The sequence below is a fragment of the Mesorhizobium sp. M1329 genome (assembly GCF_040318035.1).
In the GTDB taxonomy this organism is placed as follows: domain Bacteria; phylum Pseudomonadota; class Alphaproteobacteria; order Rhizobiales; family Rhizobiaceae; genus Mesorhizobium.
The window spans coordinates 169647-193457 of the sequence record NZ_JAMYLN010000011.1 but is presented as its reverse complement, the minus strand read 5'-3'; the positions used below and the strand labels follow the sequence as shown (position 1 = coordinate 193457).

Annotated in this window: 20 protein-coding genes and 1 pseudogene; 9 read left to right on the top strand and 12 right to left on the bottom strand. The window is 63.5% G+C overall.

Annotation, left to right across the window (positions count from 1 at the left end; translation table 11 throughout):
- Positions 1-198 (top strand): annotated as a pseudogene (locus NKH21_RS14200) (IS4 family transposase); the annotation flags it as partial.
- A gap of 28 nt (positions 199-226) precedes the next feature.
- Here NKH21_RS14200 and purH read toward each other — a convergent pair.
- The 5 genes from purH to htpX form a co-directional block, all read right to left on the bottom strand.
- A complete protein-coding gene (purH, locus tag NKH21_RS14195; protein WP_352865606.1) occupies positions 227-1843 on the bottom strand; it encodes a bifunctional phosphoribosylaminoimidazolecarboxamide formyltransferase/IMP cyclohydrolase in 1617 nt (538 codons plus the stop codon).
- A gap of 84 nt (positions 1844-1927) precedes the next feature.
- Positions 1928-3676: a heparinase II/III family protein gene (locus NKH21_RS14190; protein WP_352669515.1), complete on the bottom strand. Its 1749-nt coding sequence runs from the start codon at positions 3674-3676 to the stop codon at positions 1928-1930.
- A gap of 146 nt (positions 3677-3822) precedes the next feature.
- Positions 3823-5169, bottom strand: coding sequence for an RsmB/NOP family class I SAM-dependent RNA methyltransferase (locus tag NKH21_RS14185; protein WP_352669512.1), 1347 nt, complete (start codon positions 5167-5169; stop codon positions 3823-3825).
- On the bottom strand, positions 5166-5483 hold the full coding sequence (locus NKH21_RS14180; protein WP_352669510.1) for a hypothetical protein: 318 nt from the start codon (positions 5481-5483) through the stop codon (positions 5166-5168). The genes NKH21_RS14185 and NKH21_RS14180 overlap by 4 nt, the downstream gene beginning before the upstream one ends.
- Before the next feature lie 8 nt (positions 5484-5491).
- Positions 5492-6508, bottom strand: coding sequence for a zinc metalloprotease HtpX (gene htpX, locus NKH21_RS14175; RefSeq protein WP_352669508.1), 1017 nt, complete (start codon positions 6506-6508; stop codon positions 5492-5494).
- A 116-nt stretch (positions 6509-6624) separates the two neighbouring features.
- Here htpX and NKH21_RS14170 point away from each other — a divergent pair, with 116 nt between their 5' ends.
- Positions 6625-6837 (top strand): DUF1674 domain-containing protein, encoded by a 213-nt coding sequence (locus tag NKH21_RS14170; protein ID WP_352669505.1) that lies wholly within the window; start codon positions 6625-6627, stop codon positions 6835-6837.
- Positions 6838-6855: 18 nt separating this feature from the next.
- On the opposite strand, the gene NKH21_RS14165 is transcribed toward NKH21_RS14170, so the two are convergent.
- Entirely contained in the window at positions 6856-7527 is a 672-nt protein-coding gene (locus NKH21_RS14165; protein WP_352669502.1) for an HAD-IA family hydrolase, read from the bottom strand.
- Between the two features lie 178 nt (positions 7528-7705).
- Between NKH21_RS14165 and NKH21_RS14160 the strand changes: the two genes are divergently transcribed.
- The 3 genes from NKH21_RS14160 (at position 7706) to NKH21_RS14150 (ending at position 11922) form a co-directional block, all read left to right on the top strand.
- Positions 7706-8575, top strand: coding sequence for a transglutaminase-like domain-containing protein (locus NKH21_RS14160; protein WP_352669500.1), 870 nt, complete (start codon positions 7706-7708; stop codon positions 8573-8575).
- Positions 8576-8903: 328 nt separating this feature from the next.
- A complete protein-coding gene (locus tag NKH21_RS14155) occupies positions 8904-10265 on the top strand; it encodes a pilus assembly protein TadG-related protein (protein WP_352669497.1) in 1362 nt (453 codons plus the stop codon).
- A 388-nt stretch (positions 10266-10653) separates the two neighbouring features.
- On the top strand, positions 10654-11922 hold the full coding sequence (locus NKH21_RS14150) for a class I SAM-dependent methyltransferase (protein WP_352669495.1): 1269 nt from the start codon (positions 10654-10656) through the stop codon (positions 11920-11922).
- Here the strand turns inward: NKH21_RS14150 and NKH21_RS14145 are convergent, their stop codons facing one another.
- The gene (locus NKH21_RS14145; protein ID WP_352669492.1) at positions 11923-12666 is read right to left on the bottom strand and encodes an MOSC domain-containing protein; all 744 of its coding nucleotides are present in this window, start codon (positions 12664-12666) and stop codon (positions 11923-11925) included.
- Positions 12666-14621: an acetate--CoA ligase gene (acs, locus tag NKH21_RS14140; RefSeq protein WP_352669490.1), complete on the bottom strand. Its 1956-nt coding sequence runs from the start codon at positions 14619-14621 to the stop codon at positions 12666-12668. Before acs ends, NKH21_RS14145 begins: the two co-directional genes overlap by 1 nt.
- A 304-nt stretch (positions 14622-14925) precedes the next feature.
- On the opposite strand from acs, the gene NKH21_RS14135 reads away from it, so the two are divergent.
- Positions 14926-15198 (top strand): usg protein, encoded by a 273-nt coding sequence (locus NKH21_RS14135; protein ID WP_023719720.1) that lies wholly within the window; start codon positions 14926-14928, stop codon positions 15196-15198.
- Positions 15199-15244: 46 nt separating this feature from the next.
- Here the strand turns inward: NKH21_RS14135 and NKH21_RS14130 are convergent, their stop codons facing one another.
- Together NKH21_RS14130 and NKH21_RS14125 are read right to left on the bottom strand one after the other, a co-directional pair.
- Entirely contained in the window at positions 15245-16279 is a 1035-nt protein-coding gene (locus NKH21_RS14130) for an aldo/keto reductase (protein ID WP_352669489.1), read from the bottom strand.
- Positions 16280-16334: 55 nt separating this feature from the next.
- Positions 16335-17516 (bottom strand): MFS transporter, encoded by a 1182-nt coding sequence (locus NKH21_RS14125; RefSeq protein ID WP_352669486.1) that lies wholly within the window; start codon positions 17514-17516, stop codon positions 16335-16337.
- A 137-nt stretch (positions 17517-17653) separates the two neighbouring features.
- Between NKH21_RS14125 and NKH21_RS14120 the strand changes: the two genes are divergently transcribed.
- A complete protein-coding gene (locus NKH21_RS14120; RefSeq protein WP_352669483.1) occupies positions 17654-18562 on the top strand; it encodes a LysR family transcriptional regulator in 909 nt (302 codons plus the stop codon).
- Between the two features lie 59 nt (positions 18563-18621).
- On the opposite strand, the gene NKH21_RS14115 is transcribed toward NKH21_RS14120, so the two are convergent.
- Positions 18622-19671: an aldo/keto reductase gene (locus NKH21_RS14115; RefSeq protein WP_352669481.1), complete on the bottom strand. Its 1050-nt coding sequence runs from the start codon at positions 19669-19671 to the stop codon at positions 18622-18624.
- 109 nt (positions 19672-19780) lie between these two features.
- Positions 19781-20443 (bottom strand): YggS family pyridoxal phosphate-dependent enzyme, encoded by a 663-nt coding sequence (locus NKH21_RS14110; protein ID WP_352669478.1) that lies wholly within the window; start codon positions 20441-20443, stop codon positions 19781-19783.
- Positions 20444-20589: 146 nt separating this feature from the next.
- On the opposite strand from NKH21_RS14110, the gene leuS reads away from it, so the two are divergent.
- Together leuS and NKH21_RS14100 are read left to right on the top strand one after the other, a co-directional pair.
- On the top strand, positions 20590-23214 hold the full coding sequence (gene leuS, locus NKH21_RS14105) for a leucine--tRNA ligase (RefSeq protein ID WP_352669476.1): 2625 nt from the start codon (positions 20590-20592) through the stop codon (positions 23212-23214).
- Positions 23201-23782, top strand: coding sequence for an LPS assembly lipoprotein LptE (locus tag NKH21_RS14100; protein ID WP_352489176.1), 582 nt, complete (start codon positions 23201-23203; stop codon positions 23780-23782). The genes leuS and NKH21_RS14100 overlap by 14 nt, the downstream gene beginning before the upstream one ends.
- Positions 23783-23811 lie beyond the last annotated feature (29 nt).

Here is a 23811-nt window from a genome sequence, read left to right as displayed (position 1 = left end):
GCCAAGCTCGAAGGCAAGACCGAACGACAACGCAATCCTCACCCCAAAGGCTCTCTAGCCTTCGCGGCCTGGGCCATCGCCCGCCTCGGCGGCTGGACAGGCTACTACGGCAAGCCAGGCCCCAAGGTCATGCGCATCGGCCTCGCCGAATTCCACGCCATCAAGTACGGAACCAAACTCAATCTGCAAAATGTGTGAATCCGATAGCAAGGGGAAGGGAGGGAGTTCAATGCCGGAAGTGCCTCACTCCGGTGAAGACCATGGCAATGCCGTGAGCGTCGGCGGCGGCGATGACATCGTCGTCGCGCATCGAGCCGCCGGGCTGGATGACGGCGGTAGCGCCGGCTTCGATTGCCGACAAAAGCCCATCCGCGAACGGGAAGAAGGCATCCGAGGCGACGACCGATCCCTTGGTCAAAGGCTCCGTCAGACCGGCAGCCTCGGCGGCGTCGAGCGCCTTGCGCGCGGCGATGCGCGAGGAATCGACCCGGCTCATCTGGCCGGCGCCGATGCCGACCGTGGCGCCGTCCCTGGCATAGACGATGGCGTTCGACTTGACGTGCTTTGCTACGCGAAAGGCGAATTTCAGATCGGCCAATTCGGCCGGCGTCGGAGCGCGCCTGGTCACCACTTTCAGGTCGAGGTCATCTACCACCCCATTGTCGCGGCCCTGGACCAGCAAGCCGCCAGCAACCGATTTCAAGCCGAGGCCCGCGGCGCGCGGGTCGGGCAGGCCGCCGGTGACCAGCAGGCGTAGATTCTTCTTGGCGGCAATGATGCGGACTGCTTCTTCGGACGCCTCCGGTGCGATGATCACTTCGGTAAAGGTTTTGACGATCTCTTCGGCGGTTCCGGCATCGAGGATGCGGTTCATGGCGACGATTCCGCCGAAGGCCGAGACCGGGTCGCAGGCCAGCGCCTTGGCATAAGCCGCCTGCAGCGAAGCGTCCTCGGCGACGCCGCACGGGTTGGCGTGCTTGATGATGGCAACTGCTGCGGAGCGGGCCGGATCGAATTCGCCGACCAGCTCGAAGGCAGCGTCGGTATCGTTGATGTTGTTGTAGGAAAGCTGCTTGCCCTGAAGCTGGCGCGCCGTGGCGACGCCCGGCCGCCTGTCGCCATTGACATAGAAGCCGGCGCCCTGATGCGGGTTTTCGCCGTAGCGCATCACCGATTGCAGCTTGCCGCCGAAGGCGCGCCATGTCGGATGCTCGATCTCAAGCGCCTCGGCAAACCATCCCGAGATCGCCGCATCGTAGGTGGCGGTGCGGGCAAAGGCCTTGGCTGCCAGCTTCTTGCGGAAATCCAGCGACAACGACCCGAAATTCATCTCCAGCGCGTTGAGCACCGAGGCATAGTCATCGGGGTCGGTGACGATGCCGACATAGGCGTGGTTCTTGGCCGAGGCACGGATCATCGCCGGGCCGCCGATGTCGATGTTCTCGACGATCGCCGCGTAGTCGGCGCGGGAGCGACGCACCTCTTCGAACGGATAAAGATTGGAAATGACGAGATCGATCGGCTCGATGCCATGGTCGCGCATCGCCGCGGCGTGCTCGGGATCGTCGCGCACGCCAAGTAGTGCGCCGTGCACCGACGGGTGCAGCGTCTTGACGCGGCCGTCCATGATCTCGGGAAAGCCGGTGAGCTCGGACACGTCGCGCACCGCCATGCCTGCCTCGGCAAGGGCCCTTGCGGTGCCGCCGGTCGAAACCAGCTCGACGCCGGCCGAAGCCAGCGCCCTGGCGAAATCGATCAGGCCGGTCTTGTCGAAGACGGAGAGCAGCGCGCGACGGATGGGAACAAGGTCGGGCGCGGGAATGTTCTTGGCGGCGACGGCCATGGGCTGGCGGCCTTTCCAGTTCTGGTTGGAGAGCGTCCGCGGGCCGTAGCATATGAGGCCCGGAAATCAAGCCGCAAGGCTTGATCAGTGTCTGCCGTTGCCACCGGCTTCAGCTTTTTCCGGACGGCCGGCGATGATGGTGCGCGTCAATTGCCAGTGGACCTCGGAAATTTCCGAGGCCTTGAAGGCAAGCACGATCTGGCGGCTGCGGCGTGGGCCGCCGAGTCCGGCGAAATAGATCGATTCCTCGACCTCGGGCGCCACTTCGGTAGAGGTAAACACCCAAGTGTCGGCATGGTCGGCGGCCAGCACCAGACGGTCATGCTCATCCTGGAGCAGGTTAATATCGGGATGGACATGGAAACGCACCGTGACGAAATCACGGCCATTGTTGCGGATAGAAGCGCCGCCCGGGCGCAGGAAGCGGTCCCTGCCGGCAAGCACATTGCCTTCGGTCGATAATTTCAGCTCGCGCTCATGCAGAAAGCCGAAGCGCGCCACATAGCCGTCATGGCGGGCGATGAAGCCCTGGCTGCCCTTCTGGTCGGTACGCTTGCAAGGCACATGTTGCGGCCCGCCGATCAAAGGCGTGCCGAGCAGGTCGTTGACGCGCAAGGAATGGTTGAAGCGCGCCGATGAGGTGTCGTTGATGGTGGCGGTCGAGTGGGCGGCGGTGGCGCGGGCAAGCGGCCGGAACTCGGCGGCGCCGTAAGTGTCTATTCCGGCGTTGACGATATAGTGCTGGCGGCCCGACGACAATTCGAAGGCGAGGCATCCGGCGTGAGCGGCATTGGACACGTCGACGGGCGGCGGCGGGCCGGTATCGGCGATCACAGTGGCACCGCCCATCGACAGGCGCTCGTAACCCGAATGCGGCGCGTGCAGCAACGGTGCGCCGGCGGTGTCGTCGTGATGCAGGATGCTGGCGATACGGTCGTGAATAGTGGCGCCCATGCCGTTGAAGCGGGCAAGGCTGCCATCCTGATGGCGAAAGAAGCGCAGTGCCGGCAGCATCCGGTCGATGGCGCCGATCAGGGCGGCCGGCGGCGTCTCGGCCTGATTGGCGTAGGTCTGGCGCAACGGCAGAAGGTCGGCGAGGATTTCAAGCACGGTCATCGGATTGCGCGAGATATGGCCGCCGTCAGGCAGGATCTGGCGGTCGAGCTCCTCGGCGAGATTGCGTGTGGCACCGCGCAGCGCCGAGGCCGGCGCCGGCAGCGACAAAGCGGCAAAGGCCAGCGCAATGCGCGCGCGCAGCCTGTCCTTGCCATCCGGCATCTCGCGCACCATGGCGCGCAGATAGCGGATCTGGACGGCGAGCGACTTCAGGAACCCGCGGTAGAACGGAAATTCGGCGCCCTGCAACACGATCGAGGAATGCTGCAGCCAGGCAATGACACGCTTGGCCGTCGTGCCCGGCTCCCAGGCGACGCCGGAAATATAGCTGCCATGGATTGCAATCCAGTCGGAAACCAACGCCCGCGCGTTGGCGGCGGCGAGCTCGGTACCCGCGGCACGCATATGGCGCAGCCAGCGAAAGCCATGCAGCGTTTTTTGCCAGCCGGGATTGGGCACGTCGATCTGGAAGGGCGATTTGCCACCGGTCTCGACCAGATGCCCCGAAAGCGGATAGCGGCCGTAATAGATCTCGAGCGCGATCTGAGGATCGGCGAGGCGCAGGTCCGGCGGGGCAATCAGGACGCGCTCCGGCGTGCGGCCGGAGTAACGCCAGCGATAGAGTGGCCCGGCGCGCAAGCGCCGGCGCGTCTTGCGCCAGAACTCCCTCGCGACAAGCGTCCACAGACGCGTCGTGTTACCGGCAGCGATTGCCAAAACCCCTCCTGATCGTCCTCACCCAAGCACAAGTTTATATGATTCAAGAACTTGTGCGAAGGCGAATTCCGCGGCAGTGGGGCCGTTCAGCCGGTTTTCCATGCCTCCTCGCCCCAAGAAGCCGGACGGCGCTTCAAGATCGGCCCTTAGCCGGCTCTGCGCATGCGGGCGGCAAAGAAGCCGTCCAGCCCGGAGCGGCCCGGCGAGCCTAACTCCAGATCGGCAGGCGTGGTGCGCAACGTGCCTTGCGGCGTCAGGAACGGGTCGATGCCGGCGATCTCACCCGGCCGAAGTGGGTCGTCGACAATCTCCGCATTGCCGGCGAGAAAGTCGCGATGGAGCTCTTCGCCTTCCAGCGGATCGAGCGAACAGTTGGAAAAGACGATGCGACCGCCAGGCTTGACCAGGGTGACGGCGCGGGCAAGCAGCCGGCGTTGCAGGTCGGCCAGTTTTTCGACGTCGGCCGCCGTCTTCGTCCAGGGGACGTCGGGATGCCGCCGCACCGTGCCGGTCGAAGAGCAAGGTGCGTCGAGGAGGACGGCGTCGAAGCGGTCTTTCGGCTCGTATTTGAGCAGATCGGCCTGGACGATCTCGGCGGCCAGACCGAGCCGTTCAAGGTTCTGCGTCAACCGTGCCAGCCGCGTTTTGGACATGTCGAGCGCGGTGACATGGGCGCCGGCGAGGATCAGCTGGGCGGTCTTGCCGCCCGGCGCGGCACAGAGGTCGGCGATTCGCAAACCATTGATGTCGCCGAACAGCCGGGCCGGCAGGCTGGCCGCCGCGTCCTGAACCCACCAGGCGCCTTCCGCGAAACCGGGCAGTTCGGTCACGGAAGCGCTGAGCTTTTCCACCCGCACCGTGCCGGTCGGCAAGACAAAGCCGCCGAGCCGTTCGGCCCACAGCGCCGGGTCCGACTTGACCGAGAAATCGACCGGCGCCTCATGGCGATGGGCGAGCTGTATCTGCCTGGCTTTGTCGAGGCCGTAGACCATTTTCAAACGGTCGGAAAACCATTTTGGCGCCTCGTCGGTTGCGGCAAGTGCGGCCGCGAGCTCGTCCTGCTTGGCCCGCGCCAGCGTGCGCAGCACGCCGTTGACGAGGCCGGAAAAGCGCGCCGTCCGCGGATCGGACTTGGCGTGCGTGACGGCGAGGTCGACGGCAGCGCTGTCGGGAACATCGAGGAACAGGATCTGCGCTGCCGCCACATGCAAGATATGCGAAAGCGCCGTGGCATTGGGCGGCAGCGGCTTTTCCAGGCGGCGGGCCAAAAGGCCTGATATGGTCATGCGGTAGCGCAGGGCGGTGACCAGAATGGCGCGCACCAGGGCGCGGTCGCGCAGGTCGAGCGCCTTGTATTGCGGATGGCCGTTCTCGTGGTCGGTCAGCCCATCGAGCGGCGTTTTCGCGTCAATGACGGCGGTAAGCAGGCGCGCGGCTGCCTTGCGCGCGGGGAGGCCGACAACCTCTGAAACTTGGCTTGGAAGCGGCTTCACAGTGTCGATGTTCGTTTGGCCAGTCCAAAGACGGCGCTGACAAAATCGTCTTTGCTTCCTCGGGGAGAAGTCAGTTGGATGTACTCGTTCTCCACAGTGCTGAGGTAATCCGCGACTTGGCTCGGAGATGCACCATCGCCGACAAGTCGGATGACATGGAGAAGATAGGTATCATATTCGTCGGCAGGCAGCGGGCGGCGGAATCGCGGCTCGCTCGATGGTGCCAGGTTCGCCATCGGTATGCCGATGGGGTTCCAGTGCCTCGCACAGAGATCGCGGATTTCCGCCAGCGAGATCTCGCAATTGCTGTCCATGGCTCCGCTCACGACCAAGGACCCTTGGGTCCGGTCGGATTGCGTCCCCAGGGATTGGGCCTCGGCTTGGCCGGCTCAGCCGGCCTCTCGGGCCGCGCGGCCCTGTCCCACGGGCCCGACGGCTGCTGCCCGGTCCCTTCCGGCGCCGGCCTTGGTGCCTCGGCCGCTTCGGGTGCGCCGGCCATCTCGCTCGCCATCCTCTGCAATGCGGCAATGCGGTTTTCTGTGCTCGGGTGAGTGGAAAACAAACTGTCCATGCGCTCGCCGGAAAGAGGATTGATGATGAAGAGATGGGCGGTTGCCGGATTGCGCTCGGCATCGGGGTTGCGGATGCGTTCGGCGCCCCGCGCGATCTTGTCAAGTGCCGAGGCGAGCCACAGCGGGTGTCCACAGATTTCGGCACCGCGCCGGTCGGCCTCGTATTCGCGGGTGCGGCTCACCGCCATCTGCACGATCATGGCGGCCAGCGGCGCGACGATCATCGCCACCAGCACGCCGACGATGCCAAAGGAATTGTTGTTTTCGCGGTTGCCGCCGAAAAAGAAGGCGAAATTGCCGAGCATCGAAATTGCGCCCGCGAAGGTGGCGACGATCGTCATGGTCAGCGTATCGCGGTGCTGCACATGAGCGAGCTCGTGCGCCATCACCGCCGCGACTTCTTCATGCGACAGCCGCTCGAGCAGGCCGGTGCTGGCGGCGACAGCGGCATTTTGCGGATTGCGGCCGGTGGCGAAGGCATTGGGCTGCGGATTGTCGATGAGATAGGTTCTTGGCATCGGCAGGCCGGCGCGTTGCGCCAGACCCTTCACGATGGCGTAATATTCAGGCGCGTTGCGTTCGTCGACCTCGATCGCACGGTGCATCGACAGCACCATCTTGTCGGCGTTCCAATAGCTGAACAAATTGGTGCCGGCGGCGATCAGCAAGGCAATTATCATGCCGCCGGATCCGCCGACCAGATAGCCGACACCCATGAACAGGGCCGTCATTGCGGCCAATAGCATGGCGGTGCGAAGGGTGTTCATCGTCTGCTCCGTTCTGGCCCAACAAAGGGGTCGATCCTTGTGGGCCCATCGCTATATGATGGGAAACAGCGGTTCCCGTTTCAATCGGGGCCTGTTTCAATCTAGCGGAAGATCGCATGATCGACAAAACCAGCCAAACGCATGCTAACGGCTCGCCGCAAAAGCTGCTGACCCCGGCAGCCAGGCGCGCCTTGGCCGAGGCCGAGGCCCGGCGGGACAAATATCGCGAGCAGGAAGCCACGCTGCCGAGGGAGATCGGCGGGCGCGGCGGCAAGGAGCCCGGCCGCTACGGCGACTGGGAGGTCAAGGGCCTGACCAGCGACTTTTAGCCCAGGCAGGGTGCCAAACTACGCAGGCTGTGCGGTCCGTTCCGCTTCGATGGCTATCCAGCCGCTGGCATCGACGGCGATGCCGATCGCGTCATAGCCGGTGATGGCGGCATGCGGCGTCTCCAACGTATGCCGGTGCGTGGCGCTGATCACCACGACCGCAGCGCCCGCGGCTTCGGCTGCCGCTATGCCGGCCGGTGCGTCCTCGAAGACGAGGCAGTCGCGCACATCGACGCCGAGCCGCTCGGCCGCCAGCCGGAAGCAGTCGGGCGCCGGCTTGCCGCGCGATACGTCCTCCGCCGCAACGATCACGGCGGGAGCCGGAATACCGGCGGCCTGCAGGCGCAGCAGGGCCAGCTCGCGCGGTGCCGAAGTGGCGATCGCCCAGCTTCCGGGCGGCAGCGACGCCAGGAAGGCCGCGGCGCCGGCAATCGGGCGAATGCCCTCGACATCGGCCGCCTCGGCCTGCAAAAGCGATTCGGCTTCACGCGCAGGATCGACGCCCGGGAGCGCCAGCCGGCCGATGGTCTCGATCGCCCGCACGCCGTGGATGGTCGGCAGGAATGCGGCGACGTCAAGACCTTGCCGATGCGCCCAAGCTGCCCAGACCCTTTCCGCCGCGGCAATCGAATTGAGAATCGTGCCGTCCATATCGAACAGGAAGGCGGCGAATTTTCTGCCTGCAAACATCGGTTTTCCCGGGGTCATCTTGGAGGGATTATTTCGAAGACGCGTGTCGATCGAGCGTAACGTTGCCGCGTCCGTATGGGAAGCCGCGAGGCGTCGTTTTCGACGTTCGCAAGGAACCGCCGCACACTCTCCTGCGTTGACCAGCACTATCTTCCATGACGATCGTAGGGGGACGGCGATGCTGATCAGGCTCGGCTATGAAATTGCCATTGAATGCGCTGCAGCCACGCCGATTGTTTCGCTGCTCGAGATCCATCGGGATCGCCAGGCCGATATCAAGCGGCAGACGCGCGTACTGACGTCGCCGTCGGTCCCGACCAGGGTCTACCACGATCTTTTCGGCAATAGCTGCCGCCGCTTCACGGCGCCAGCCGGAAGCTTTCGCATCCTCTATGACGCGGTGGTCGAGGACAGCGGCGAGCCGGACGAGGTCAACACGCTGGCCAGGGAAGTCCCGGTCGCCGAATTGCCGGACGATGTGCTCGGCTATCTGCTCGGCAGCCGTTACTGCGAGACCGACCATCTCGGCGACCTGGCCTGGCAACTTTTCGGCCAGCTTCCGCCCGGCTGGGCGCGGGTGCAGGCGATCGTCGACTATGTCCATAACCGGCTGTCCTTCGGCTACGGCTATGCGCGCTCGACCCGCACGGCGGCGCAAGCGCATGAGGAGCGCGTCGGCGTCTGCCGCGACTTTGCCCATCTGGCGATCACGCTCTGCCGCTGCATGAATATCCCCGCCCGCTACGTCAACGGCTATCTCGGCGATATCGGCGTGCCCGCCGATCCGGCGCCGATGGATTTCTCGGCGTGGGTGGAAGTGTTCCTCGACGGCAGATGGTACACTTTCGATCCTCGCCACAATGTGCCGAGGATCGGCCGCGTCGTCATCGCGCGCGGCCGCGACGCCACCGACGTGCCGCTGCTCCACAGTTTCGGCCCGCATCGGCTCAGCCTGTTCAAGGTCTGGACGCACGAGCAGGAAGGCAATCTGTTCAAGCCGCCTTATCGTGGCGTCGACAAGACCGTCAGCGCACGGATGCTGGCCTGATCTTCGGACACATTCGAAGTCCGGATTTCCACCTGCCGCCACCGCGGTAGCACTGATCCTGTTCGATACATCTCGTCTGTACCGGATTGGGACGCAGTCCAGCCGTCTCGAATTGCGAGCCCGAATCTTGGTAAGCGCTTTGTGAACAAAGCCGCGCCGACGCGGCTTTCGTTTACCAGCTGTTTACCTTGTCACCGCTCGAAACCGTTTGGAAACAATGGCCTGAGAGGTAGCCGCCTACCTTCCCTCGCCTGGCGGCGCTATCCGGCCGGATTCCTGCAATGCGCGTTCGGACAGCTGCAGGCTGTAGCGAATGGAGGCGGTAGGAATGCGGCGTTTCGGGAGGCTTGTTCAAGCGATCGGCGACTTTGCCGGGGATCGCAGCGGAAATTTCGCGGTGCTGTTTGGGATAATCGGCTCAGTGCTGGCACTGAGTGTCGGCTTTGCCGTCAACATGTCCCAACTCTACAATGTAAAGTCGAGCTTGCAGGGCGTCGTCGATGCAGCGGTCACCTCGACGGCCCGCGACCTGACAACCGGCGTCATCAGCGAGGCCGACGCCAGCAAATCGGTGCAGGCCTTTCTCGATGCCAACAGCACGGCGGGTATCCTGCAGGACGACCAGATCGTCCTCGACAAATTGACCGTCGACCGAACCGCCAACACGGTCCAGGCGGACGTCCATGTCAATGTCAACTACTATTTCCCGCTTTTCGGCACGAGTGGCATGCAACGCGTCCCCGCATCGACGACGGCGCTCTATTCGGACAAGCAGGTCGAAGTCGCGATGATGCTCGACGTGACCGGGTCGATGGCCGGCCAGAAAATCATCGATCTGCGGACGGCCGCAGCGAATGCTGTCGACAGCTTCCTGGGCGGCCAGGACCCCTCCAAGCCACGTGTGCGGGTTGCTATCGTGCCTTATGCCAATTCGGTGAATGCCGGTACAATTGCCGCCAGCAGCGTCTATGTGGAAACCACCGCCAGTCAACGCAAACAGGCGCCCGGCAATGGCGCCGTGCAGTATGTCTCCGGCTTTGTGCGTCCGGACAATTGTGCCACCGAGCGCAAGGGGACCTATCAGTATTCGGATGCGGGCCCCGACGTCAGCATGATCAATCGCGACTACCTGCTGTCATCCTTCGCCTGGCAGACCGGCACGGCTGCCTGCCCTGCCGCCGCGTTGAAACCGCTGACGGCGGACGCCACGGCGCTCAAGAACGTCATCAAGACCTTTGTCGCATCGGGCGGCACTGCCGGCCATATCGGCGTGCAGTGGAGCTGGTACATGCTTTCGGAGAACTGGGGCAGTGTGATGAAAGCCTCGGAACGGCCGGCCAAGATGGATCCAAAGAAGGTTGCCAAGATCGCGATCCTGATGACCGATGGCGAATTCAACCTGTCCTACTTCGATGCGAGCACGGTGAGCGACGTCTACAATGACGCCGGCAAGGAGCCGACTCGCACGGCAGCCAAGACACTTTGCGCTGCCATGCGCGACAAGGGCATCGAGGTCTTCACCATTGGGTTTGACCTAAACGAAACGAATGCCAAGGCGACGCTCCAGGATTGCGCGAGCCCGGACACCGCCAAGATCAAGCACTTTTATCAGGCGGCCAATGGAACGGAACTCAACCAGGCTTTCCAGGATATAGTGCGCAACGTCGAGATGTTGACCGTAACCAAATAGAGGACAAACAGCCCAAAAAGGAAAAGGCCGCCGCTTCTCGCGAAGCCGGCGGCCTTCCGTGTTTCCGTCCATGGCGCGGCTCCTGGCGGCGACCCTGGTCGCCAGCCGCGCATCTCGCGCCTTAACGGGAAGACTGCTTCCCGAAAGTGCGATCCGCTGAGGCCACGTTCTGGAAAACGAAATCACTCGACATCGGATCACCTCCTTTCGATTTGTTGAACACTCGCTCATGATGGGGTGTCACCCGGCAAATGGCAAGGCGCGGCACTCGAAAATCCTGAACAAGCGTGCTTGCGCACTCAGGCAGCTTGCGGCCGGCCGATCGGGCAGGCAAGATCGAGCCGCTATTGTTCCGGGTCACTATTTTGCCGGGTAAGGGAGGACGGGGATGGAGGCAGCCGAGAGAGCGGCCCGGATTGTTCGGACGGTCATCGAGACGCTTAAGCCGGGTTTTGCGGTGAGGCTGTGGACAGGCGAGCGGATCGGCCCGGCTACCGGCCCGGTGCTGACTATCAATGACCAGGACATCGTCTGGCAGATCGTACGCCGCCCTTCTTTATCGACGCTGATCGAGATGTGGATTGCCAAGGCGGTCGACGTCGAAGACGGATCGCTGTTCGATTTCTACGCCTTGCCCACGCACGGCAAGCTCAGGACAAAGCTCAAGACATTGCCGAAGCTGGCGATCCTGCGCGACCTGCCGGCGGTGCTGTTTTCGCGAAAACAGATGACCGCGCGAACCGATCTTTCCGGCCGCAATCCTTACGTCAGCGGTTCGAGCAAGGAGGCGATCCAGCATCACTACGACATTTCCAACGCATTCTACCGGCTCTTCCTCGACGAGCGCATGGTCTATAGCTGCGGCTACTTCAAGGATTTTGCCAACGATATCGATCAGGCGCAGAGAGACAAGCTCGACCATATCTGCCGCAAGCTTCGGCTGAAGCCCGGCGACAGATTGCTCGACATCGGCTGCGGCTGGGGAGCGATGCTCATCCACGCGGTGAAGAATTATGGCGTCGTCGGCCACGGCGTTTCGCTGTCGGAGGCACAGACCGAGCTCGCCCGCGAGCGCATCCGCGCAGAGGGGCTGGAGGACCGCATCACCATCGAGATCAAGTCCTATGCCGAGCTGTCCGGCTCCTTCGACAAGATCTCGTCGATCGGCATGTTCGAGCATCTGGGGCTTGCCAACCATGCGGCCTATTTCTCGAGGATCCATCGCCTGCTCAAGCCCGGCGGCATCTATCTGCACCACGCCATCACCCGGCGCGACAAGGGCAACATAAAGAAGACGCTGCGCAAGGGGCCGGAATTCAAGGCGCTGATCAAATACATTTTTCCGGGCGGCGAACTCGATACGATCGGCATGACGCTCGGCAATCTCGAGGCGCACGGCTTCCTCGTCTACGACGTCGAAAACTTGCGCGAGCACTATGCGCGCACTTGCAGGCTGTGGGCCGAGCGCCTCCACGCACGCTTTGACGAAGCCATCGCCGAGGTCGGCGAAGCCAAGGCGCGGCTCTGGCTACTTTATCTCACCGGCTGCTCGATTACCTTCGAACGTGCATCGGCACAGGTTTTCCAGACCGTCGCCACCAGGCGCGCGCGTGGGCCGAGCGGCCTGCCGCCGACGCGGGCGGATTTGTACCGATAGCTACAGGAGGCGCATCGCGGCGCCGATCTCGACGCGGGCCGGTCGGTCGACGGTGCAGTAGACGCCCATATTATGCGCATTGTGGCGGACCAGGCTGCGCAGGATTGCCGGATCGTGGTCGAAGCCGTCCTGGGCGATGATGGTGAAACCGCAGCGGCGGCATGGTTCGGAGATGGTCAGCAGCAGATCGCCGATCGCCAGCTTGCGGCCGATCCATTCCGTTTCCGGGAACGATCCCTCGACCGCCGCCATGTCGACGACGATGTTGGGGCGGAAGCGGCGCGGGTCGGCCGTGCCCTTTGGATGCAGCACTTTCAAACGCGCCAGTGAGGCGGTGGTCAGTAGATGAATAGGGGCTTTGACGTAGCGTTCCATCAGCAGGGGGCCGGCGTAATCCGGAGCCGCATTTTCCCGGCGGAACGGCCGGATGGAAGCCGCAAAGCCGAGATAGGCGGAAATGGCGCGATCACTTTGCGCGCCAGGTGCCGAAAGCCAGCGTCCGTCCGGGATGGCGACCTCCAGTCTGCCGGCCTGCGACAGCCGGGTGCGGATGCGGGGCACTTTGTGCCATTTCGCTTCGCGGTCGGGCCGTGCGATTTCGTCGGTCAAGGTATCGACAAGGCCAAACAGCCGGTCGCCTTCGACGGTATGCCAGTCCACGGAGATCGCCTCCTGAAACTCGCCGGCGAGCGAGCTCGCGGGATAGCGGCAAAGCGCGGTGACGGCGCCCAATGCGGGTTGCATCAGCCCTTCTTGTTCTGCCGGTTGGCGATCAGGTCGTCGACGACCGCCGGATCGGCCAGCGTCGAGGTGTCGCCGAGCGTGGCAAAATCGTCCTCGGCGATCTTGCGCAGGATGCGCCGCATGATCTTGCCGGAACGCGTCTTCGGCAGGCCGGCCGCGAACTGGATCTTGTCGGGCGAAGCGATGGCGCCGATCTCCTTGCGGACATGGGCGACGAGCTCCTGGCGCAGTTCCTCGCTTGGCGTCTCGCCGGCCATCAGCGTGACATAGCAGTAAATGCCCTGGCCCTTGATATCGTGCGGGTAGCCGACGACGGCGGCCTCCGAGACCTTCTCATGCGAAACCAGCGCCGATTCGACCTCGGCGGTGCCCATGCGGTGGCCGGAGACGTTGATGACGTCGTCGACGCGGCCGGTGATCCAGTAGTAGCCGTCAGCATCGCGGCGGCAGCCGTCGCCGGTGAAGTACCTGCCCCTGTAGGTCGAGAAATAGGTCTGCACGAAGCGGTCGTGATCGCCATAGACGGTGCGCATCTGGCCCGGCCATGAGTCGGCAATACAAAGATTGCCGCTGGCTTCGCCTTCCAGCACCTTGCCGTCGGCATCGACCAGCTGCGGCTTGACGCCAAAGAAGGGCCGCGTCGCCGAACCCGCCTTGAGGTGGGTGGCGCCCGGAACCGGCGTGATCATGATGCCGCCGGTCTCGGTCTGCCACCAGGTGTCGACGATCGGCACCTTGCCGTTGCCGACGACGTTGAAATACCACTCCCAGGCTTCCGGATTGATCGGCTCGCCGACGGTGCCGAGCACGCGCAGCGACTTGCGCGACGTTTTGGTGACATGGGCATCGCCGGCACCCATCAGCGCGCGCAGCGCCGTCGGCGCGGTGTAGAAGATGTTGACCTTGTGCTTGTCGATCACGTCCCAGAACCGCGACTGCGAGGGGTAGTTCGGCACGCCTTCGAACATCAGCGTGGTTGCGCCGTTGGCCAGCGGCCCGTAGACGATGTAGCTGTGGCCGGTGACCCAGCCGACATCGGCGGTGCACCAGTAGATATCGCCGTCATGATAGTCGAAGACATATTGGTGGGTCATCGAGACATAAACGAGATAGCCGGCCGTGGTGTGCAGCACGCCCTTCGGCTTGCCGGTCGAGCCGGATGTGTAGAGGATGAACAGCGGGTCCTCGGCGTTCATCTTCTCGGGCTTGCATTCGGCCTTAACCGTCGCGACCTCGTCATGGTACCAGACGTCGCGCCCGGCGGCCCAGCCGGTCTTGCCGCCGGTGCGGCGTACTACCAAGACCTTTTCGACTTTCGTTCCAGCCTTGGCGGCGATCTCGATCGCCTTGTCGGTGTTGTCCTTCAACGGGATCGACTTGCCGCCGCGCAGGCCTTCGTCGGCGGTGATGACGAAGGTCGACTTGCAGTCGTCGATGCGTCCGGCCAGCGCGTCCGGCGAAAAGCCGCCGAAGACGACCGAATGAATGGCGCCGATGCGCGTGCAGGCGAGCATCGCATAAGCGGCCTCCGGGATCATCGGCATGTAGATGGTGACGCGGTCGCCCTTCTTGACGCCGTGCTTCTTCATCACATTAGCGAGGCGGCAGACATGCGCGTGAAGTTCGTTATAGGTGATCTTCCTATCGTCGTAGGGATTGTCGCCTTCCCAGATGATAGCGGTCTGTTCGCCGCGCTTCTTCAGATGCCGGTCGATGCAGTTCCAGGAAACGTTGGTCTGGCCATCCTCGAACCATTTGATCGAGACCTTGCCGTCGAAGGACGTGTTCTTGACCTTGCTGTACGGCTTGAACCAGTCGATGCGCTTGCCGTGCTTGCCCCAGAACCTGTCCGGGCTCTTGACGCTGTCGGCGTACCATTTCAGGTAGGTGTCATTGTCAATCAGCGCGTTCTTCTTCCACGCCGGCTGGACGCGATGGACATGAACATCGGACATTCTTCGCCTTCCTCCCCAAAACCAAACCGCCGGCTTGACCGCCGGCAGGATCGCAGCGATGCGGCCGCGAATTCGCGCGCATTATTAACAGTTCGGCCGCGACGGCAACATTAGACGTTGGATTCGCGCGGCGGGATGCCGCAGGTGCCTTGCCAGGCGGTGTCAGCACTCTCGTGAGGTGGCTGCTAAGCACATGTTTTTGCGGGAGGAATCTGATTCGATCGCAGAAATACCAATAGACGATTAAGCAAATGGGGTGCACAATTTCAGGCTGGGAGGAAGGAGAATCAACCAGGGGACCGCAATGCGCGACCATTCCGAAATGGACCTGATGCTCAAGGGCTATGGCTTGACCACGGCCAAGATTCTTTATCACTTTCCCGATCATCCGCATCTGCTGCAGAGCTTCATCTGGCAGGATTACGACATCGCCCCGAAATTTCCGGTGCTGATCCGCTTCATCGAGTTCTGGCAGGCCAAGCTCGAAGGCCCGCTGCATTCGGTCAGCTACACGCACCAGAAGCTGATCGCGCCGAACGAATGGCGCAAGGTCGACGGCGAGTTCGTGCTGCATTAGCCGGGCGGGTGGCAGGCTGGGAGCCGCCGCCCCAGCTTTTGGAGCGTCAGACTGCAGGCGGGCTCAGCCGGGCAAACCCCTCCTGCCGGCGGTAGGGAAAATACGGGTAGGGTGCGGTGACCTCACTTGCCGTGTCGAGCTTCTTCATCTGCCCGGCTGTCAAGGACCAGCCGACGGCGCCGAGATTCTGGCGCAACTGCTCCTCGTTGCGCGCGCCGATGATGACGGAGGCGACGGTCGGCCGCTGCAGCAGCCAATTGATGGCGATCTGCGGTATGGTCTTGCCGGTTTCCTCGGCGACAACATCAAGCGCGTCGATCACCCGATAGAGATGCTCATCCTCGACGGGCGGTCCGAAGCTTGCGGTGTCATGCAGCCGGCTTTTCTCAGGCAGCTTCTGGCCACGGCGGATCTTGCCGGTCAGGCGGCCCCAGCCGAGCGGGCTCCACACCAGCGCACCGACACCCTGGTCGAGGCCGAGCGGCATCAACTCCCATTCATAATCGCGTCCGACCAGCGAGTAATAGACCTGATGGGCGACGTATCGGGGATAGCCGTATCTGTCCGCCAGGCCGAGCGACTTCATCACTTGCCAGCCGGAAAAATTGGAGACGCCGACATAACGCAGCTTGCCGGCGCGCACGAGACTGTCCAGCGTCGACAGCGCCTCCTCGATCGGTGTTGCGGCGTCGAAAGCGTGCAGTTGCAGCAGGTCGATGTAGTCGGTGCCAAGACGCCTCAGCGCGTCTTCGACGGCCTTGATCAGGCGTGAACGCGAAGAGCCGGCATCGTTGGGACCGTCGCCCATCGGCAGCGAGGTCTTGGTCGAGATCAGCACGGCGTCGCGGCGGCCCTTGATGGCAGCGCCGAGCACTTGTTCGGAAGCGCCATTCGAATAGACATCGGCAGTGTCGAACAGGTTGACGCCGGCCTCAAGACAGATGTCGACCAGCCGCCGCGCTTCGGTCGCATCGCTGTTGCCCCAGGCGCCGAACAGCGGGCCCGAACCGCCGAAGGTTCCAGCGCCGAACGAGAGCGCCGGGACCTTCAGGCCCGATGCGCCAAGATTTCGATAATCCATGGGTTTGCTCCTTGTGGAAGGATGGCTGTTTCAAAGATTGGTTGAGGTTGCCGTTCTATGACCGCGCGATTTCCGGTGTGGCGAGGACGGGATCTCGGTCGAGGCGTAGCGCAAACGCTGCCACGGCAAGCGCTGAAAGCGGCAACAGGGCCGCGACCCAGGTGACGGCACCGAGGCCGGGACCATGGGCGATGACCAAGCCGCCGAGCCAGGCGCCGGCCGCATTGGCGAGGTTGAAGGCGGCGATGTTGAAGGATGAAGCTAGGCTCTGGCCGGCGCCTTGTGCCTTTTCCAGTACCCACATCTGCAGCGGCGCCACGGTGGCGAACGCGGCAGCGCCGAGCAGACCGACATAGATGACGGCCATGACCTGGCTGTGCAGGGCGAAGGTCATGGTGCCGAGCACCAGCGCCAGCACGACGAGACTGCCGAGAACGGAAGGTACCAGCCAGCGGTCGGCGAACTTGCCGCCGGCGAGGTTGCCGGCGATGAGGCCGCCGCCGAAGACCAGCAGGATCGGCGACACCGCTGCTTCGTCAAAACCGGTGATCTCGGTCAGCAACGGGGCGATGTAGGTGAAGACGGCAAAGACGCCGGCATAGCCAAGCACGGTGGTGGCGAAGCCAAGCAGGACGGGCGTGCGGCCGAGCACGGCGAGATCGGCGCGCAAATTGCTCTTCTCAGGCTCTGTTCGACTGCGCGGCACCAGCAGGAGAATGATGGCGAAGGCGGCGATGCCGACCAGGGTCACCGCCCAGAAGGTCGCGCGCCAGCCGAAGGCCTGGCCGAGCCATGTGCCGAAGGGCACGCCGAGGATGTTGGCGATGGTCAGGCCGGTGAACATCAGGGCGATCGCCGAAGCTTTCTTGTTGGGCGCCACCAGCCCGGTCGCCACGACCGAACCAACGCCGAAGAAGGTGCCGTGGGCGAAGGCGGTCAGCACGCGCGCACCCATCAGCGTCCAGTAGTCTGGGGCAAGCGCACAGGCGAGATTGCCAAGCGTGAAGATTGCCATCAGCGCCAGAAGCACGATTTTGCGCGGCCAGCGGCCGGTTGCGATCGTCAGCAGCGGCGCGCCGATGACAACGCCGAGCGCATAGCCGGAAATCAGCTGGCCGGCAGCTGAGATCGAGACGCCGAGATCGGTGCTGACGTCGAGCAGCAGGCCCATGATGACGAATTCGGTGACGCCGATACCGAAGGCACCGGCGGCAAGAGCGTAAAGAGCAAGGGGCATGGCGGTTCCCACTTCGATGACGACCAATTTTGACGACGGGCGCCGTGTCCTCCCACGCGCCGATGCCGAAGATCGTGCCGCGATGTGCTGTGAACCAGCCTTGCATCGGGCACATCGTCTGTGAAATAGATTCACCAATGGCTAGGCCCGACATCAATCGCTCCGGCGAGATCGAAGTGTTCGTCCGCGTCGTCGAGGCGGGCAGCTTTTCAGCCGCTGCCCGTGCGTTGCGGATGACGCCGTCGGCGGTGAGCAAGCTGATCGCGCGGCTGGAGGCGCGGCTTGGCGCGCGGCTGGTCAGCCGTTCGACGCGTAAGCTGCAACTGACGCCAGAGGGCGCGGCGTTCTTCGACAGCGGCGTGCGCATCCTGGCCGACATGGCAGCGGCCGAGCGCGAGGCAGCGGCGGGTGCCGCGCCGCGTGGCCGGCTGCGGATCAACAGCTACGTGCCTTTCGGGCAACATCGGCTGATCCCGCTTTTGCCGCGTTTCCTAGAGCGCTACCCCGAAATCTCGGTCGATCTGGTGTTGACCGACGATGTCATCGACCTGATGGAGGAGCGCGCTGACGTCGCCATCCGCGCCGGGCCGCTCGGTGAATCACGGCTGGTGGCGCGCAAGCTCGGGCAGAGCCGGGTGGTCGTCGTTGCAGCGCCATCGTATCTCGAAGCGCGTGGCACGCCCAAGGAGCCCGCCGATCTCGATCGTCACAACCGGATGGGCTTCCGTTTCGTACGTCACCTCGAGGGCTGGCCTTTTATCGACGCGGCCGGCAAGCCGATCACCCTGTCGATCATCGGAAATACGCTGGTCAGCGACGGCGAGGCGATGCGGCTGATGGCGCTCTCAGGGGTGGGCATCGCCCGGCTGGCACGCTGGCACGTGGAGGCCGACATTGCCGCCGGCCGGCTGTTGCCGCTGCTGGAAGAGTTCAACCCCGGCGACGAGGAACTCACCCACGCGGTCTATGTCGGCCAAGGCAAGCATCTGCCGGCGCGGGTGCGGGCGTTTTTGGACTTTTTGGTCGAGACTGTCCGGCTGACCTGAGCCCAAAAAAATCGGGAGCCTGCCGGCTCCCGAAGCATCGAATCGAAGGTGAGATTGAGTTACGTTTTCGGCACAAAGGGCGCCGGACGCCGGCCGGCCGCCTGACGTTCCAGCATCCAGCCGGGGTATTCGGCGGGCAGGGCACTGACTTCGTCGAGGCGAACAAGATCATCGGCATCGAGCTGCAACTCGGTGGCTGAAAGGTTCTGTTCAAGCTGCTCCATGCGGCTGGCGCCGATAATCACGCTCATCATGAATGGCTTGGCCAGGACATAGCCGAGCGCCACCGTGGCGACGCTGACGCCGTGCTTGGCGGCGATCTCGCGCATGACGGCGACCGCTGCCCAGGCACGGTCCTCATTGACCGGCGGGAAATTGAAGCTGGCGCGGCGGCCCTCGCCATTGCCGGGGGCACCCGGTCCGTATTTGCCGGAGAGCAAGCCGCCTGCCATCGGCGACCAGACCATCAGCCCGAGCTTCTCCTCGTTGAGCAGCGGCACGATCTCGCGCTCGAGATCGCGGCCGGCGATCGAATAATACGACTGCACGGTCTCGAAGCGGGCAAAGCCTCTGCGCTCGGCAATACCCAGCGCCTTGGCGATGCGCCAGGCCTGCCAGTTCGAGACGCCGACATAGCGGACCTTGCCGGCGGCAACCAGGTCGTCGAGCGCCCGCAGCGTCTCGTCGATCGGCGTCACCGTGTCGGTGCCGTGCAGCTGGTAAAGATCGATATGGTCCAGCTGCAGCCGTTCGAGGCTGCCTTCGACCGAATCCATGATGTGGCCGCGCGAGGAACTGCGCTGGTTCGGGCCGCCGCCCATGGTGCCATGAACCTTGGTGGCGATGATCACGTCCTGCCGGTTGACGCCAAGGTTCCTGAGCGACTGGCCGAGAAGCCGTTCCGAGGCGCCGAATGAATAAACATCCGCCGTGTCGAAGAAATTGACACCGGCGACGAGCGAGCGGGCAACGATCTCGTCGACGCCCTTCTGGTCGAGGCTGGCGATCAGGCCCCATTGGGCATTCTCGCCGCCCGCGCCGAACGTCATCGTGCCGAGGCAAAGTTCGGAGACGAACATCCCCGTATTTCCAAGTTGATTGTAACGCATGGTGGCTCCAGACGGGTTGAGAATAACTCGACCCATATAGGAACGAAACGTTCCGTTTCTATAAGTTGGCTTAGTCAATGTCAGTCTGTGGCCTAAGGCCGGCTGCGCCTCATCTGGCGCCGAAAATCGCCGATCCAACCCTGACACTGGTCGCGCCGAAGGCGATCGCGGTTTCGTAGTCGCTGGACATGCCCATGGAGAGCTTGTCGACGCCGGCCTCAAGCCCAAGCTTTTCCAGCAGCGCGAAATGCGGCCCGGGGTTCTCGTCGGCCGGCGGAATGCACATCAGCCCCTCGACGGCGAGGCCATGGACATCGCGGCAGCGGGCGACGAAGGCGACAGCCTCGCGCGGCTCGATGCCGGCCTTTTGCGGCTCGGAGCCCGTGTTGACCTGGACATACAACCTTGGTGACCGGCCTTGCCTGGCGATCTCCTTGGCCAGCTCTGCGGCAATCTTTTCGCGATCGACGGTTTCGATGACGTCGAACAGCGCCACCGCCTCCCTTGCCTTGTTCGATTGCAGCGGACCGATCAGATGCAGCTCGATGTCGGGAAACGCCTCCTTCAGCACCGGCCATTTGGCTTGTGCTTCCTGGACGCGGTTTTCGCCGAAGACGCGCTGGCCGACCTCGATGACGGGGCGGATATCGGTTGTATCGAAGGTCTTCGAGACCGCGACCAGCGTCACCGCTCCGGCCTCGCGTCCTGCCTCGCGTTCGGCGGCAGCGATCCTTGCCTTGACCGTGAAAAGCTGTTCGACGGCGCTCGCCATGCCTATATCCTGCCTGTGTTTGGCTTTTCGCCGGATCGCCGCAGTTGACGGGTCCGGCAATCCATGGTGAACACCGCGACGACATTTCCTGAGCCGCCCGGGCATTGTCCGGCGGCTCGTGCATGCTTTTAAGTGAAAAACACCCGATGGCAACCGAACGATACAATCCGCGCGCGTCAGAGCCCAAATGGCAGAAGGCCTGGGACGCCAAGAAGCTGTTCGAAGCCGACAATGACGACCCGCGCCCGAAATACTACGTGCTGGAGATGTTCCCCTATCCGTCGGGGCGCATCCATATAGGCCATACCCGCAACTATACGATGGGCGACGTGGTGGCACGCTACAAGCGGGCCAAGGGGTTCAACGTGCTGCACCCGATGGGCTGGGATGCCTTTGGCATGCCAGCCGAAAACGCGGCGATGCAGAACAAGGTTCATCCCAAGGACTGGACCTATCAGAACATTGCCGCCATGCGCGAGCAGCTCAAGGTCATGGGCCTGTCGCTCGATTGGGCGCGCGAGTTCGCCACCTGCGATGTCGACTACTATCACCGCCAGCAGATGCTGTTCCTCGATTTCGTCGAGAAGGGGCTGGTGACGCGCAAATCCTCCAAGGTCAACTGGGATCCGGAGGACATGACGGTGCTTGCCAACGAGCAGGTCATCGACGGACGCGGCTGGCGCTCGGGCGCGCTGGTGGAACAGCGCGAGCTGACGCAGTGGTTCTTCAAGATCACCGACTACGCGCAGGACCTGCTGGATTCGCTCGATCAACTCGACGACTGGCCGGAAAAAGTGAAGCTGATGCAGGCGAACTGGATCGGCCGTTCAGAAGGGCTGCTGATCCGCTGGCCGCTGGCCGAGCCAGTCGCCGGCGAGCATGAACTTGAAGTCTACACGACCAGGCCCGACACCATCTTCGGCGCCTCCTTCATGGCGATTGCGGCCGATCATCCGCTGGCCAAAAAGGCCGCCGAAGACAATCCGGCGCTGGCAAAGTTCATCGACGAGGTCCGCCATATGGGCACTTCGGCGGCGGCCTTGGAGACGGCCGAGAAGAAGGGTTTCGATACCGGCATTCGCGTCGTCCATCCGTTCGACGAGAGGTGGACGCTGCCTGTCTACGTCGCCAATTTCGTGCTGATGGACTATGGCACAGGCGCCATCTTCGGCTGTCCGGCACATGACCAGCGCGACCTCGACTTCGCCAACAGATACGGCCTTCCGGTCATTCCGGTGGTGATGCCGGAAGGCGAGAATCAAGGAAGCTTCCAGGTCATCGACGAGGCTTATGTCGATGATGGCGCGATGATCAATTCGCGCTTCCTCGACGGCATGAAGCCGGATCAGGCATTCGACGAGGTGGCGAAGCTGCTGGAACAAAGGACCATCGGCAACCGGCCGATGGCCGAGCGCAAGGTGAACTTCCGCCTGCGCGACTGGGGCATTTCGCGCCAGCGCTATTGGGGCTGCCCGATCCCGATGATCCATTGCGAGGATTGCGGCGTGGTGCCGGTGCCGAAAGCCGACCTGCCGGTCAAGCTGCCGGACGATATCGAGTTCGACCGGCCGGGCAATCCGCTCGACCGCCATCCGACATGGCGGCACGTCAAATGCCCGCGCTGCGGCAAGGATGCGCGGCGCGAAACCGACACGATGGACACATTTGTCGATTCTTCGTGGTATTTCGCGCGCTTCACCGCGCCCTGGGCAAACGATCCGACCGATCCCAAGGCCGCGACTGAATGGCTGCCGGTCGACCAGTATATTGGCGGCATTGAGCATGCGATCCTGCATTTGCTCTATTCGCGCTTTTTCACCCGCGCCATGCGCGAGACCGGCCATGTCGATCTCGCCGAGCCGTTCAGGGGCCTGTTCACGCAAGGCATGGTGGTGCACGAGACCTATCGGGTTGGCGGCGCCTCGAACGGCCGCTGGCTTGCGCCAAGCGAGGTCAGGCTGGAAGACGCCGACGGCAAGCGCCGCGCCTTCGAAATCGCCACTGGCGAAGAGGCGGGGATCGGTCCGCTCGAAAAAATGTCGAAGTCGAAGAAGAATACGGTGAGTCCGGAAGAGATCACCGACGGCTACGGCGCCGATACGGCGCGCTGGTTCATGCTGTCGGACTCGCCGCCCGAGCGCGATGTCGAATGGACCGACGAGGGTGCGGCCGGCGCGCATCGCTTCATCCAGCGCATCTGGCGGCTGGTGTCGACGGCTGCCGAATCGCTCGCCGGAGTCCGGCCAGCTGCGGCGAAGGACGGCGAGGCCGGGACAGTATCCAAGGCCGCGCACAAGATACTGAAGTCGGTCGGTGAGGATATCGAAAAGCTCGCCTTCAACCGCGCCATCGCCCGCATCTACGAGCTCGCCAATGCCTTGACCGTGCCGCTCAACGAGGCGGCAGAGGGCAAGGCCGGTCCGGCGCTGCAAGCGGCGTGCCGCGAGGCCGTTGAGATCCTGGTGCACCTGATCGCGCCGGTCATGCCGCATCTGGCCGAAGAGTGCTGGCAGACGCTCGGCGGCACCGATCTTGTCGCCGAACGGCCCTGGCCGAACTACGATCCCTCGCTTGTCGTCGACGCCGAGATCGTGCTTCCGGTGCAGGTCAACGGCAAGAAGCGCGGCGATTTGACAATTGCCCGCGACGCGGACCAAGGTGCGGTCGAAAAAGCGGTTCTGGCTCTCGACTTCGTGCAGAGAGCGCTCGAAGGTAAGGCGCCGCGCAAGGTGATCATCGTGCCACAGAGGATCGTCAATGTCGTTGCCTGAGCCGCGAAAGACAGAGCTGACGCTGCGCCGTGTCGTGCTTTGCGGGCTGCTCGCGTCGGTGGCGCTGGTTTCCGCCTGCACGGTGCGGCCGCTCTATTCGAGCGCGCCGCTGGTCGCCGGCTCGCAGGTCGGCGCTGCTGCCGAGCTGGCATCGATCTCGGTCAAGCCGGTCAAGACCCGCTACGCCCAGCAGGTCCGCAACAATTTGATCTTCGCGCTCGGCCAGGGCGCCGGCGAGCCGGCTTCGCCGGTCTATTCGCTTGATCTCGGCGTCTCCGAACTCGTCGAATCGGCGGCAATCGAGCAGGTCACGACCGACGAGGACGAGCCGACCGCCGGCACTGTGACGCTGACCGCTAACTATGTGCTCAGCGATGCCAAGACGGGCACGGTCATAGCGAGGGGCAAGCGCTCGATTCCGTCGTCATACGACAGGCCGCGCCAGGAATTCGCGTCATACCGGGCGCAGATCGACGCCGAGAACCGTGCGGCGCGCGAGCTGGCAGATGTGCTGCGGCTGTCGATCGCCCAGGATCTGATCAAGCACGGCAAGCCGGCGGCAAGCTAGGTCTTTCCAGAGTGCGCAATCTGCAAAAA